The organism is Sorangium sp. So ce327 (assembly GCF_051530205.1).
Taxonomy (GTDB): Bacteria; Myxococcota_A; Polyangia; order Polyangiales; family Polyangiaceae; genus Sorangium; species Sorangium cellulosum_B.
The window spans coordinates 1,417,502-1,430,613 of record NZ_CP150330.1 but is presented as its reverse complement, the minus strand read 5'-3'; the positions used below and the strand labels follow the sequence as shown (position 1 = coordinate 1,430,613).

The 13,112-nt window shown below is 70.9% G+C and carries 9 protein-coding genes; 6 read left to right on the top strand and 3 right to left on the bottom strand.

What is annotated here, in order from left to right:
- The first annotated feature begins 120 nt into the window (after window positions 1-120).
- Window positions 121-3,204 carry a PEP/pyruvate-binding domain-containing protein gene (locus WME95_RS05255; protein WP_437907304.1) on the top strand — a complete coding sequence of 1,028 codons (3,084 nt, stop codon included), beginning with the start codon at window positions 121-123 and terminating at the stop codon, window positions 3,202-3,204.
- Window positions 3,205-3,430: 226 nt separating this feature from the next.
- Window positions 3,431-3,943: a DUF1993 domain-containing protein gene (locus tag WME95_RS05250; protein ID WP_437907303.1), complete on the top strand. Its 513-nt coding sequence runs from the start codon at window positions 3,431-3,433 to the stop codon at window positions 3,941-3,943.
- Between the two features lie 40 nt (window positions 3,944-3,983).
- Here WME95_RS05250 and WME95_RS05245 read toward each other — a convergent pair whose 3' ends face one another.
- Window positions 3,984-4,574 carry a Uma2 family endonuclease gene (locus WME95_RS05245; protein ID WP_437907302.1) on the bottom strand — a complete coding sequence of 197 codons (591 nt, stop codon included), beginning with the start codon at window positions 4,572-4,574 and terminating at the stop codon, window positions 3,984-3,986.
- Window positions 4,575-4,981: 407 nt separating this feature from the next.
- On the opposite strand from WME95_RS05245, the gene WME95_RS05240 reads away from it, so the two are divergent.
- Entirely contained in the window at window positions 4,982-6,217 is a 1,236-nt protein-coding gene (locus WME95_RS05240; protein WP_437907301.1) for an AAA family ATPase, read from the top strand.
- Complete coding sequence (locus WME95_RS05235) at window positions 6,214-6,783, top strand: hypothetical protein (RefSeq protein WP_437907299.1); 570 nt, start codon at window positions 6,214-6,216, stop codon at window positions 6,781-6,783. The genes WME95_RS05240 and WME95_RS05235 overlap by 4 nt, the downstream gene beginning before the upstream one ends.
- Before the next feature lie 30 nt (window positions 6,784-6,813).
- Here the strand turns inward: WME95_RS05235 and WME95_RS05230 are convergent, their stop codons facing one another.
- Together WME95_RS05230 and WME95_RS05225 are read right to left on the bottom strand one after the other, a co-directional pair.
- Window positions 6,814-8,853, bottom strand: coding sequence for a sulfatase-like hydrolase/transferase (locus WME95_RS05230; RefSeq protein WP_437907298.1), 2,040 nt, complete (start codon window positions 8,851-8,853; stop codon window positions 6,814-6,816).
- 5 nt (window positions 8,854-8,858) lie between these two features.
- A complete protein-coding gene (locus WME95_RS05225) occupies window positions 8,859-10,907 on the bottom strand; it encodes a sulfatase-like hydrolase/transferase (protein WP_437907296.1) in 2,049 nt (682 codons plus the stop codon).
- Between the two features lie 153 nt (window positions 10,908-11,060).
- On the opposite strand from WME95_RS05225, the gene WME95_RS05220 reads away from it, so the two are divergent.
- Window positions 11,061-12,344, top strand: coding sequence for a SprT-like domain-containing protein (locus tag WME95_RS05220; RefSeq protein ID WP_437907294.1), 1,284 nt, complete (start codon window positions 11,061-11,063; stop codon window positions 12,342-12,344).
- Between the two features lie 189 nt (window positions 12,345-12,533).
- A complete protein-coding gene (locus WME95_RS05215; protein WP_437907293.1) occupies window positions 12,534-12,998 on the top strand; it encodes an SRPBCC family protein in 465 nt (154 codons plus the stop codon).
- Window positions 12,999-13,112 lie beyond the last annotated feature (114 nt).

The window sequence follows — 13,112 nt, the reverse complement described above, 5'->3', positions numbered from 1 at the left end:
TCGCCGCGCCCGTACGGCTGTGCCTGCGTGCGCCACCCGCGCGACAGCAGCGCCCCGCCGCGCAGCCCAGAGACGCCGCTGGCCGCACGATGGCACGGCAGTTGTACCGCGATGTTGTTCATGAGACTTCAGCGAATCGGTCGACCGGCTTGTCTTGCGCTCGCGCTCCTCGGCGCGGGGACGCTCGCCGCGTGCGGAGAGGACTCGTCACCGGGCACGGGTGGCAGCGGCGCCACGAGCAGCGGGGGCGCCACCGGCGGCGAGGGCGGCGCGGGCGGCGAAGGCGGGGGGGACGGCGGGAGCGCCGGAGGCGGCGCGTCATGGCCCGTCGACACCTACCCGATCGACATCACTCCATCGGAGGACTGGAAGAACCAGATCACCTTCCCCTTCGAGCCCTTCGCCGCCTGGCCCCCGACCTTCCAGACGCCGGGCTGGGTGAAGTTCACCGTGCTGATGCACGACCCCACCAAGGTCTACTACCAGGACAGCAACAAGTTCCCGTTCCACGGCGAGTTCGCCACGGCCCGGCTCGACCCGTTCTTCGAGATGTCGCGGGACGAGTTCGACCAGGTCTCGCTGCACGAGGAGGGGCAGAAGGCCATCCTCGGCGCCGTGATCTTCCCGCCGACCCCGGAGAGCGTGCCGGAGTACGGCATCCAGCTCGTCCGCCAGGACGCCTACGATCCCGAGGTGGCGCGCGTCGTCCTGGAGCTCGTGAAGGACAGCGTCATCGCGCCCGGGGGGACGCGGCCCTTCTATTTCCCGACGTACGAGCAAGCGGCGTCGGCCGCGGAGAACAGCGCGTTCTTCGAGGCGAGCGGGTTCCCGGTGAGCTCGGTCGAGCGGTGGCTGGACGGCGACGCGTGTTATGCGACGGGCTGGGCCGTGGGCCGGCTCCGCTATGTCCCGCCGGACGCGATCGACGCCGCCTACGCGAGCGGCGAGCTCCGGGCCGAGGACATCCTGCTCACCGACTCCATCCCTGCGGAGGTGCCTTATGTGGCGGGCATCGTCTCGCTGTCGCCCGCGACGCCGAACGCGCACACCGCCCTCCTCGCGACCTCGTTCGGCATCCCGTTCGTCTACCTCGGCGATCAGGCCGCCGCGGACGCGGCAAAGGCGCTCGACGGCGAGGAGGTCGCGCTGCGGGCCTCGCTCCAGTACGGGTCCATCTGCCGCGCCGTGCTCTTCGAGGCCGGAGGGATCGCGCCGGCGGACAGGGAGCAGCTGCTCGCGCTGAAGCGGCCTGGCGAGCTCGGGATCCGCCCCAAGGAGCCCTTCGGCGCCTACGCCGGATCCACCGAGGACCTCGGCCCCGCGGATATCGTGCATTTCGGGGGCAAGGCCGCGAACTATGGCCTGCTGCGGGACGCCATCCCGGAGAACTCCGATGTCGCGGTCGCGCTGTCGCTCGATCTCTGGGACGATTTCCTCGATCAGGTCATGCCCGGCGGCCGCACGCTGCGCGCCGAGATCGCGGAGCGCCTCGCGGGCCATAGCTACCCGCCCGACATGCTGGCGCTCAAGGCCGATCTCGCGGCGATCCGCGCGCGGATCACCGGGGATACCGCCTTCTCGGCGGGGCAGCGGCAAGCGATCGAGGCGGCGCTCGAGGGCTTCACGCCCACGAAGAAGATCCGGTTCCGGAGCTCGACCAACGTGGAGGACAGCGCCGTCTTCACGGGCGCGGGCCTCTACGACAGCTACAGCGGCTGCCTGGCCGACGATCGGGACGCCGACCAGGAGGGGCCGAGCCTGTGCGACCCCGGCGAGGCCGGCGAGCGCGGCGTGTTCCGCGCGATCCGCAAGGTGTACGCGAGCTTCTACAACGACAACGCCTTCCTCGCCCGGCTCCTCCATGGCGTGGACGAGGCGGAGGTAGGGATGGGCGTCCTCGTCCATCACTCCTATCCTGACGAGGACGAGATGGCGAACGGCGTCGCGACGCTCGAGCGGCGCGAGCTGGTCAATGACCAGATCAAGATCGTCACGCAGCTCGGGGCGACGTCCGTCACCAACCCGGAAGGCGGAGCGCAGCCGGAGGTCGTGACCGCGAGCCTCTTCGACCAGGAGACCTCGGTTTACCTCCTGTCCGGCTCGACGCTCGTCCCGCTCGGCGGCCACGTGATGCAATGGGAGGACGATTACCTCGCGCTCGCCGGGCTGCTCGGCCGCGTCGAGGCGCGGTTCAGCGAGCTGAACCCCGGCAGGAAGTCGTTCCTGCTCGATTACGAGTTCAAGAAGATGAAGCCCGGAGATCTCGTCGTGAAGCAGGTGCGCGAGGTCGCGCTCCCGGACACGACGCCGAGCCTCACGCCGTTCCTGCTCGACGAGCCCCGGGAGGTCTGCACCTTCCAGGGCGAGTCCGGCGACGTGTTCGCGAACCACCGGCTCAAGGTGCGCGCGAGGCTCTCGGCGAAGAGCGGATTCCTCACGCCGGCGGCGCTCGCCAGCACGCTCTTCAACGAGGACGCGCGGCTCGATTACCTCTCCGGTGGATCGGTGGCGACGCTCTCGGGCAGCCCCGCGGCGTGGCCGGCCGCGTCCCACGCGTACGCCAGCGAGACGGCCACGGACTCCTTCGTGGACGGCGCCGGGGCCTCGGAGATCGCCTATGCGCTCGCCGCCTCCCCGGTGCCCGAGCTGTTGCCGCCGTCGCTGGGCCCGCTGGTCGCGCTGCGCGACGTCGGGATGATGCTGAGCGCCTCCTACGCCACGCCCGTGCCGGCGCTCGAGTGGGACGGGACGCCGCTCGCTGTGTCCTCGGAGGTGGTGCAGCTCGACGCTTGTCCCGCGGAGGGCCCCCCGGTGGCGGGCGCGCTGCTCCAGGAGCGCTCGCTCTCCTGGACGTCCGGCGTCACCGTGGAGACCGCGTTTTACTGGCCGCCGGCCCCCACGGGCCCCACGGCGGGGTACACGGCGCCGCTCCACAAGTGGGTGGGGACGCGCATCGCGGGGCTGACGAGCGCCCCGATCGTGCTCAAGGGCTACTACGCGCAGACGTACCGCCCGCAGCACCACAATTTCTCGGAGGACTTCATCTTCGAGCCCCGCCTCGAGCCCGGCCTGGATCCCGCGATCCTCGCCGAGCTGGAGGAGAAGGGCATCCGGCTGATCCACGTTCGGACGCCGGACGGCGGCGAGCAAGGCCCGAAGCTCTGGACCCTCGATCCAGCGGGCGTGTTCCACCAGGTCGACTGAGCGTCCCCGAAAGGCCTGCGGAGCCCCGGCGAGCCCCGCCGTCGCCCGAGGCTCCGCCGGGCTCGTGACTTCTCCTCGAAGCGCACCACCGGGCTCGACCGCCGCTCCAGTCGACCGCGCCGACCGCGCGACGTGGACCGTGTCCGGCGCGCGCGCGTGGAGTTGACGCGCGGAGGCCGCGGGTGGACCAGAGGCGCCAACTGTTCCTGCTGACGAGGAGACGATCATGAGCCTTTACGACAGCTCGTTCCCCCAGATGACTCGCATGCTCGGCCAGGTGCTGGTCTGGCTCGACAAGGCGGAGGCCTACGCACAAAAGAAGAAGTTCGATCCGGAGGTGCTCCTCACGGCGCGCCTCGCGCCCGATCAGTGGAACCTCAGGCGTCAGATCCAGAACGTCATCGCCTGGCCCCTGAGGCTGAGCGCGCTGCTCACCGGCGCGGAGCTGCCGCAGCTCGAGACGGGCGACGAGACGATCGCGGAGCTGCGCGCGCGCATCGGCAAGGCGATCGAGCAGCTGAACGCGGTGAAGCCGGAGCAGCTGAAGGGCGCGGAAGACCGCACGATTCCGCTCTTCTTCCTGCCGGGCAAGGGCATGAAGGCCCCGGCGTTCGTGTTCGGGTTCGTGCTCCCCAACTTCTACTTCCACGCCACCACCGCGTACTCGATCCTGCGGCACAACGGGCTCGACGTCGGCAAGTCCGACTTCATCGGGTCGCTCGACCTCCGCGACCTGTGACCGAGGCGGCCCTCCCCCGCGGGAGGCGGCGGGGGGGCCGTCAGTCGTCCTCGCGCTCGTCGCCGAAGAGCACGCCGACCTGAAGCTCGAGCGCATCGAACGGCTCGGCCCTGATGCGCTCGCCCCGCTCCGCGCGGAGCGCCACGAGGTACCCCTCCGGGGTCCACCGGTGCACGGTCAGCGTCTCCTCCCGGGGATCGACGATCCAGTGATGGGGGAGCTGACAGCGGTGGTAGACGCGCATCTTCTTGACCGTGTCGTTGCGCGCGTTGCTCGGCGACAGCACCTCACAGACCCAGTCGGGCCGGATCCGGACAGGGCACCCGCTGGGCCGCTCCGGCGCGCGCTCGCGGCGCCAGCCGACCACGTCAGGCCGGTACACCTGGTCCGGCATGAGCTCGACCTCGATCTCGGTGGCGAACCACCATCCTCCGGGCCAGCGGCCCCCGGGGCGCCGCTGGAAGGGGTTCTTCACGTGCGCGACGATGGCGGACTGCGCGTCGCCGTGCTCGAACGAAGGAACGGCCTTCTGCACGAGCTCGCCGTCGAGGATCTCGTGAAAGCGCTGCTCCTCGGGGATGGCCAGGAGATCCGCCACGGTGGCCGGGCGTGGCTTCTGTGCAGCGGGCACGCGTCGAGCATAGCGCCTCCGAGCGAGGTGTCGCGGCGCTTCGCTCGGCCTGACCAGCTCGCTCCGCCTGCCTCCGGGACGTAGGACCGCGACGCGCTCTCTCGCCCGATCGGCGCCGGGCCTCGGTCCAGCGCGGCGCCCGCTCAGGGAACACGATCCACCTCGCCTGGCGCAAAGGCGCGGCGCAGAGCGCGCGCTTCCGGGCCGTGCAGGCGGCGCTGCTGGAGGAGGGCCGAGCGCCGCGCGGGGCTCAGCCGCCCGCGTCGCGGAGCGTGCTGGGCCCGGAGCGCGCGCCGTCCGTCCGCCGCCCGTCCAGAGTCCGCACGCTTCACCGGGCGCAGGCGCGCCGTCGAGCGATTCAGTGAAACGACGGGCAGCGCGGCGGCTACACTCCACGCCGAGAGCCCATGCTGAACTCGATCACGCTCGAGAACTTCAAGAGCTTCCGGAAGGCGGCGATCCCGCTGGGCCCCTTCACGCTGCTCGTCGGGACGAACGCCTCCGGCAAGAGCAACCTCCGCGATGCGTTCCGCTTTCTCCATGGCGTCGGCCGCGGCTATTCGCTGGCGGAGATCCTGGGCGAGAAGTACGGGGAGGGCGGCGAACTTCAGTGGAAGGGTCTTCGAGGCGGCACGAAGGAGGTTGTCTTCGGAGGAGGACCGGAGTTCTCGATCGGTGCAGAGCTCAAGGACATCGAGAACCAATACCATCACAAATATCGAGTCTCCGTCGCCACCGGGCTCTCGAATGCTGCTCCCAGGGTCACACGCGAGGCCCTCTACGAGAGCACAGACATGAGCTTCGACTCACACCCCGCCGAGGACGCCCCTGCACAGAAAGACAAGGAACACTTGCTCGTACGCCTCGCGCGAGGTGGTGAGGAATCCACCTTGTCAAGCTCGCCTGCGATCGCGCAGGTCAGGGATCCTCGTTACGTCCGGAGACAAGCAAAGCGGACGCTGCACACGCTGCGCTCGATGCGTTTCCTGGACCTCTCACCGGACGCTGCGCGGCTACCCTCGTTGCCGGGCAGACAGGTGCTCGGGGATCGAGGCGAAAACCTCTCGTCCGTGCTGCAAGCGATCTCCCTGGATCCGAAGCGAAGAGACACGCTCCTCGAGTGGATCCGCGCCCTCACGCCGCTCGACGTGATGGATCTCGAATTTCCACAGGATTTCGCCGGACGCGTCCTCGTGCACCTCGTGGAGCAGGGCGGGCGCAGGATCTCGGCCTACAGCGCCTCGGACGGCACGCTGCGCTTCCTCGCGATCCTTGCCGCTCTTCTCGACACCGACTCCGCTCACTTCTATTTCTTCGAGGAGATCGAGAACGGCATCCATCCGACACGCCTTCACCTCCTCGTGCAGCTCATCGAACAGCAGTGTCGCACAAGGGATGTCCAGGTCATCGCGACGACCCACTCGCCCCAGCTCCTCGGATTCCTCAGCCCCGAGTCCCGCGAGAGCGCTCTCCTCATCTACCGGCTCCGCGGCGCCGACGAGTCCAGCGTGCGCAAGGTGGTCGACCTTCCTGACCTGAACCGGGTCCTCGAGACGCAGGACCTCGCTCGCCTTCACGCCTCGGGGTGGCTGGAAGACATGGTAGAGCTCATGGCAGACGACGCGGGCGAGGCCGCCCAGTGAGCTATCGCGTGCTCGTCATCCCCGAGGATTTTCGCAAAGATCAGTACGTCCTCGAGCCCATCGTCGCGAAGATGTTCGAGGCCATCGGCCGCAAGGCCAAGGTGCTCGTGTGCCGCGATCCGCTCCTCGGCGGCGTCGACCAGGCGCTCCGGTGGGAGCGGCTCCAGGAGATACTCCTGCGCTACCAGGCGATGATCGAGTGCTTCTTGCTCCTCGTCGATCGCGACGGCAAACCGGGGCGGCGCGAGGCCCTCGATAGACTGGAGTCGCTGGCCAGCTCCGCGCTTCCACAGGGAAAACGGTTTCTGGCCGAGAACGCCTGGCAAGAGGTCGAGGTGTGGCTCCTCGCCGGACACGATCTGCCCTCCGAGTGGGCGTGGAAGGCAGTACGCGCCCACGAAAACCCGAAGGAACATTACTATCAACCCCTCGCCAAGAAGCGCGGCGTCCTCCAGGAGCCGGCGGAGGGGCGCGGGATCCTGGCGCGCGAGGCAGCCTCGCGGTACAGCCGCATTCGCTCCCTGTGCCCGGAGGTCGCGGACCTCGAGCGGCGCGTCGGCGCGTAGCGCCTCGCGCCGCCCGCGCCCGATGCGGGCTCACCCGCCCCAGTCGACCTTCGGCCTCCCCGGCGGCGTGACGTTCGGCATCTCGTGGAAGAGCCCCCGCGCGAGGTCGGGCAGCGGAGCGCACGCCTGCTCTCCCAGGTTGGTCAGCTCCAGCGGGTCGTCGAGCACGTTGAAGCAGTGGTACTCGCCGTCCCACTCGCGCGCCTCGATCTTCATCGGCCCCTGCATCATCCCCCAGTTGCGGAACGCGCAACCCCACACCCACGTGCAGTTCGTGAGCGGCATCGGCGCGACCGTGCGCTCCGGCCGCGTCAACGGATGTCCGATCATCCGCCGGCGGAACGGATCGAGCGCCGGCTCGTCCCAGAGGCCCATCAGATCGAGGAACGTCGGCGCCAGGTCGAGGTGCCACACGAACGTGTCCTTCGCGCCCTCGATGCTCGCCCGCTCCTCCGGCGCGAGCGTCCCCTCCGGCGCGTCGACCCACGTCGGGACGAGGATCTCCTCGTCCCAGAGCGAGCTCGTGTGGCCGAGCTGCCAGTGCTCCCGGAACGACTCGCCATGATCCGACGTGTACACGATGACCGTGCGCTCGCCGCTCGGCGTCCCGCGGATGTGCTCGATGAGCCGGCCAACCGCCATGTCCGACAGGTAAACGACGTTCTTGTAGTAGTTCTTGAAGTGCTCGTTCTTCTCGGGCGCCTTCGTCAGCTCGCTCGGTTGAAACGGCGAGTGGAGCGGATCGCTCACGTACGGGAAATGGACGTTCGAGTAATGGACGACCGCGAAGAACGGCTCGACGAGCTCGTCCCACTCCTCGATCACCCGATCGGTGAGCTGCCGATCATAGGCGCCGTAATCGAGGTCGGCGCCCGGATCGAGCTGGGTCGCGACAGCCCGGTGCGAGACCGGGATGTCTTGCACGTAGAGCCGAGCGTTCCCGAACATGAGGTTCTGGCTCGTCCAGTACGCGGTGTCCCACCCGGCCGCGTGGGCGTAATCCCAGAGCAGCGGCGCGGCGCCGAGCACCTCGAGGCGCTCCGTCGGAGGGACGCCGGACCAGATGTTCGAGATGGAGATGGCCGTCGTCGAGTCGTGGGCCCGCATCTGCAGGAGCGGCATGCGGCGGGGCGCGGCGGCGTTGGAGAACGGCGTCGCCTTGTCGCAGGCCGGGTCGTACGCGACGCACGTCACGTCCGCCCGCTGGCTCTCCTGCAGGAGGAGCACAACGTTCCGCGGCCGCGCAGGCCGCGCCGAGAGCCGCGGCACGCGCTCCGGGTGGCGGCGCTGCACCCGCAGATCCGGGGAGTCGTTCGTGATGCCGAGGTGCTCCTTCACCACGGCGGTGATGCCGTGGAAGTAGATCATGTCGGCCGACGACGACTGGATCACCCGGTAGCTCACCGGGATCACCGCCACGCCGGCCAGCGCGAACGGCACGAGCACGGCGGCGAGGCGCCGCCGGAGCCGCCGGGGGCGCACGAGCCGTCGGGAGAGCCGGAGCGCCCCAAGGGCGAGCCCGAGCGCGACCGCGAAGTGGGCGATCACGCGCGGGTGCCCGAGCGGGAGCGTGCCCACGATCGACCAGGGGATCGACTGGGAGTGGATCTGGGAGTCGACCGAACAGTAGATGTTGTAGAGGGCGTGGAAGCCCCCCTGGACGCCGCACGCGAGCGTGAAGAGCGCGACGAACAGCGCGCCCACGGCGCCGCGCGCCGCGCCGCGACGGCCCGAGGCGACGTAGAGCAAGAGGCCCCAGAACCCCAGCGACGCCGCCACGGTCGCGGCGTACCCCGCGGCGTGCGGCCGATCGAACGTTGTCATGTGGCGGGCCCGGCGCAGCACGTCGGCGACGAGGATCCAGAGCGCCGGCGAGGCCAGGAGGGCCAAGCTGATCAGGCGGCCGCGGCGGAGCGCGGCCTGCCGCGCGGCGCGCGGGCGGACGCGGTCACGGGCGGCGCGATCGTCCGCTCGCGCGGCGCGATCGTCCCCGTGCGCGGGCAGGCTGATGGCGGGGGACGCGGGCGGCTCGGCGAGCGCGCCGCCCTGTCGGTCGATGTCCTGGGTCATCCGGATCAGTCGTGGCGAGGCCCGACCGCGAGGTCGCGGAGGTGGGCGGGGACGTCGACGCTGCCCGCGGGACCGCCGTAGAGGGCGTCCGCGAGCCGGGGCAGGTCGCCGCAGGCAGCGGGCCCGAGGTCGCGCTGCTCGCGGGGGTCGGCGAGCACGTCGTAGCAGTGCCAGGCGGTGTCCCAGGCGCGGGATTCGAGCTTCATGTTGCCGCGCATCATCCCCCAGTTCTTGAACGCGCAGCCCCAGATCCCGGTGCAGTTCGTGAGCGCCAGCGCCGCCGGCCCCGGCGACGGCCGGAGCAGGCTGTGCCCGACCATCGCCGCCCGGTACCCCGCGAGCGCAGGCTCCTCCCAGAGGCCCATCAGGTCGAGCAGGGTCGGCGCCACGTCGGTGTGGAAGACCGGCTCGTCCCGGGCCGCGCGCAGCGCGCCCTCCTCCGCCGCCGTCAGGGTGCCCGGCGGAGCGTCGATCCATCCGGGCACCCGGATCTCCTCGTCGAGGATCGAGCCCGTGTGGCCGAGCTGGCCGTGCTCCCGGAACGCCTCGCCGTGATCCGACGTGAAGACGATGACCGTGCGCTCGCCGACCGGAGAGCCGCGGACGAAGCGGATGAGGTCCGCGATGGCCGCGTCCTGACGGTAGACCGCGTTCCTGTAGAAGTTGCGGTACGCCTCGTTGTCGTCCGGCGCCTTGCTCTCGAGGGCGGGCTGGAACGGCGCGTCCTCCGGGTCGACAAGGTAGGGGACGTGGGTGTTCCCGAAGTGAGCGACCGCGACGAACGGCTCGCGCAGCGAGAGCACCTCGGACCGGACGTGCGCCGACAGCAGCCGGTCGTCGGCCCCGAGATCGATGTCGGCCAGCGGATCGAGCTCGGTCGCGCCGCACTGGTGCGAGACCGGCAGGTCCTGCACGTAGAGGCGCGAGTTGGCGAACATCATGTGGTGGCTCGTCCAGTAGGCGCTGTCGAAGCCGGCGGCGTGCGCGTAGTCGAAGACGAGCGGCGCCGAGTGGAGCGCCTCGCGGGTCGCGACCGGCTGGAGGCCGGACCAGAGCACCGCGAGCCCGATCGCCGTCGTCGAGGCGTTCGAGCGCATCTGCGTGAGCGGCAGCCGGTCGGGGACCGCCGCGTCGATGCGCGGCGTGCCGGGGCACGCGGCGGGCGCCTCGCCGGCGGCCACGGGCATGCGCGCCGAGCACGTCGCGTCGGCGCGCACGCTCTCGGTCAGGATGAAGAGGACGTTGCGCCGCGGGCCCGGCCGCGGGGTGACCGGCGGCAGCGAGGGCGGCGTGCGGAGCCCGGGGCGCACCTGCGCCGTGGTCTGGACGCCGGCGAGCTCCTTGAGCAGGCCGCCGATCGCGTGGAAGTAGATGACGTCGGGCGTGGAGGCCTGCACCGTGCGGTAGGAGCACGGCAGGACGAACGCGGCCACAACGACCGCGGGCGCGGCGAGACGGGCGGCGCGGGCCCACGCCGTGCGGCCTGGCCGCACGATCCGCCGGCCCAGCCAGACGAGCGCGATCGCGAGCAGGAGCGGCGGGAGGACCGAGCGGAAGAAGTTCTCGCCGTCGGCCCGGAGCTGGCCGAAGAGGCTGGCCGAGAGCGAGGTCCCGAAGAGCGTCGCGTCGAGGTTGAGGTACGTCGCGTACTGGCGGTGGAAGTAGAGCTGGCCGCCGAGCGACAGCGTCGCGAGCGCCACGAAGAGCAGCGCCGCGAGCCACCGCGACGCGCCCCGCCGCGACGAGGCGGCGAAGAGCAGGAGCCCCCAGAGCGCGGCGCTCTCGACCATCGCGCCGAGGTAGCTCGCGATGTGCTTCCCGCCCAGATCGAGCAGGCGATCGCCGCGGAGGAGGACGTCCGCCGCCACGATGAGGAGCAGCGGGAGCGCGAGGAACAGGCGGCCGTAGCGGCGGCGGGCGCGGGCGACGGCGCGCAGCCGCGCGCGCGCCGCGGCGCGATCGGCGCCCAGATCGCGGGCGAAACCGCGGGACGAGCGGCTTGCGGCGTCGGCCTCGACCGGCCGAGGATCGTTGAGCGCCTTGGAGCGGAGCACGGAGGCGCGCGAGTTTACCGAGGACGTGGCGTATCGGGAACGTTTCTGAGGCGGCCCGGTGGCATCGAGGTGACGGCGCCGGCCGGGATTGCCCGCCCGGGGGACGAGAAAACCCTTCGACCGCCGCGCGAGGCATGCCATGGAGGCGTTCGCATGGCTGAGCAGCTCTTCCTGAACGGGATGCGCGGCGCGCAGCAGGCCTCCGGGGCCGCGGCGCCGCCGGCCGAACCCGCGTCGACCGAGGCCGCCGCGCAGCCCGAGGCGCGGCCGTCGCCGGGCGCGCCGGCGCCCGAGCCGCCGCTCGAGACGGCGGCCAGGCTCAGCGCCGAGCTGGAGGCCGCGCTCGTGCGCGAGCTCATGGCGGCCTACCAGAGCCTGAACTACACGCATTTCCGGCGGAAGCTGCGCTCTGCGTCCATCGAGCTGTCCGACGCCGCGAGCCGGCTCGGGCGGTGGATCTCGGAGGCGCGCGCGATCGAGATCTCGCGGCCGCTCGTCCTGACGCAGCCGTGGGGCGTCGTGATCGAGGTGCTGAAGCACGAGATGGCGCACCAGTACGTGCACGAGGTGCTGGGCGTCACGGACGAGGCGGCGCACGGGCCGGCGTTCCGCGAGGTGTGCACGCGCCTCGGCATCGACGGGACGGCGGCCGGGATGCCGGCCGCGGGGCGCTCGCCGGCGGATCCGGCCGGGGTCGCGCGCGGCGACGACGCGGGCGCGTCGGAGGCGAGCGTGGACGCCCGGATCCTCGATCGCATCGCGCGGCTGCTCGCGCTCGCCGACAGCCCGAACGCGAACGAGGCGCAGGCGGCGATGAGCGCCGCGCAGCGGCTGATGCTGAAGTACAACCTCGACGTCGCGAAGGCGCGCGCCGCGCGGCAGTACGGCTTCCGCCACCTCGGGGCGCCGAGCGGGCGCGTGGGCGAGACCGAGCGAATCGTCGGCGGCATCCTCGGGAAGCACTTCTTCGTCGAGGCGATCTGGGTGCCTGTCTACCTGCCGCTCGAGGGCAAGCGGGGCAGCGTCCTCGAGATCTGCGGGACGCCGGCGAACCTGGAGATGGCGGCCTACGTGCACGCGTTCCTGCACCACACGGCCGAGCAGCTGTGGAACGCGCACAAGCGGACCCACGGGGTGAAGGGCAACAAGGACCGGCGGACCTACCAGGCCGGGGTGATGCTCGGGTTCCTCGAGAAGCTGAACGCGGAGCGGAAGGTGTCCGTCGAGCAGGGGCTCGTCTGGGTGAGGGACGCCGATCTGGACGGCTACTATCGAACGCGCCACCCGCACGTGCAGCACCTGCGCCACGCGGGCAACCAGCGGACAGCGGCGCACGCGCACGGGCGCGAGGCGGGGCGAAAGATCGTCCTGCACCGGCCGATGCAGGAGGCGACCGGCAACCGGGGCATGCTGCTGCCGCCGGGCAAGAAGGGCTGAGCTCACGACGCCGGATCCGGGCCGCGCGAGGAGCTCGGACGGAAGCCGGACGATGCGAGAGATGCGAGAGATGCGAGATGGCGCAGCGCCGGCGTCTCGGCCGCGGCGCGCTCGACGGGCTCGTTGACGGAGAAGGAGCGGTTCCGGCACGATGGCACGGCGCGCGGGAAAGCCTAGGAGAAGAACGAGATGCCGCTCCTGTTCACCATTGAAGAGCGCTTCGATGCATCGCCCGAGGACGTCTTCCGGCTCGCGACCGACATCGACGCGTTCGGCGACTGGATGCCCAATTTCGTGCGGGTAGAGAGGCTCACCGGCGCCGTCGTCGGCAAGGGCGCGATGTGGCGTGAGACCCGCAAGATGTTCGGCAAGGAATCGACCGAGCTGTTCGAGGTCACGGCGGCGGAGCCCGGCAGGCGTCTGGACCTCTTCGTCGACGGGCAGAAGGGCACCACGGGGCGGGGGGCTTACCGCTTCCGGTATGTGTTCGAGCCCCAGGGCGCCGGTACGCTGCTCAAGATGGAGGGCGAGATCGCCGGGATGGGCTGGTTCATGGAGACGCTGGGGCGGCTGTTCATCGGCAGCTTCAAGAAGGCGGTGCACGCGGATCTCAAGGCGATGAAGACACACCTGGAGCGGCGGCGGGCGAGCTAGCGCTCTGCGCCTACCGGCCCCGGAGAGGGCGCTGGTCGCGAGGGCCCGGCCCCCGGAGAGGGTGTCCGTGGGGCGGCGCGGGGGCCCCACCGAACTCGCCTGATCGACGTGCTC

Bases quoted from the DNA above. Each gene is read 5' to 3' on its own strand.
- WME95_RS05240 (WP_437907301.1), top strand. From the start codon at position 4,982: ATGCTGAACTCGATCACGCTCGAGAACTTCAAGAGCTTCCGGAAGGCG.
- WME95_RS05255 (WP_437907304.1), top strand. From the start codon at position 121: ATGAGACTTCAGCGAATCGGTCGACCGGCTTGTCTTGCGCTCGCGCTC.
- WME95_RS05215 (WP_437907293.1), top strand. From the start codon at position 12,534: ATGCCGCTCCTGTTCACCATTGAAGAGCGCTTCGATGCATCGCCCGAG.
- WME95_RS05250 (WP_437907303.1), top strand. From the start codon at position 3,431: ATGAGCCTTTACGACAGCTCGTTCCCCCAGATGACTCGCATGCTCGGC.
- WME95_RS05230 (WP_437907298.1), bottom strand. From the start codon at position 8,853: ATGACCCAGGACATCGACCGACAGGGCGGCGCGCTCGCCGAGCCGCCC.
- WME95_RS05220 (WP_437907294.1), top strand. From the start codon at position 11,061: ATGGCTGAGCAGCTCTTCCTGAACGGGATGCGCGGCGCGCAGCAGGCC.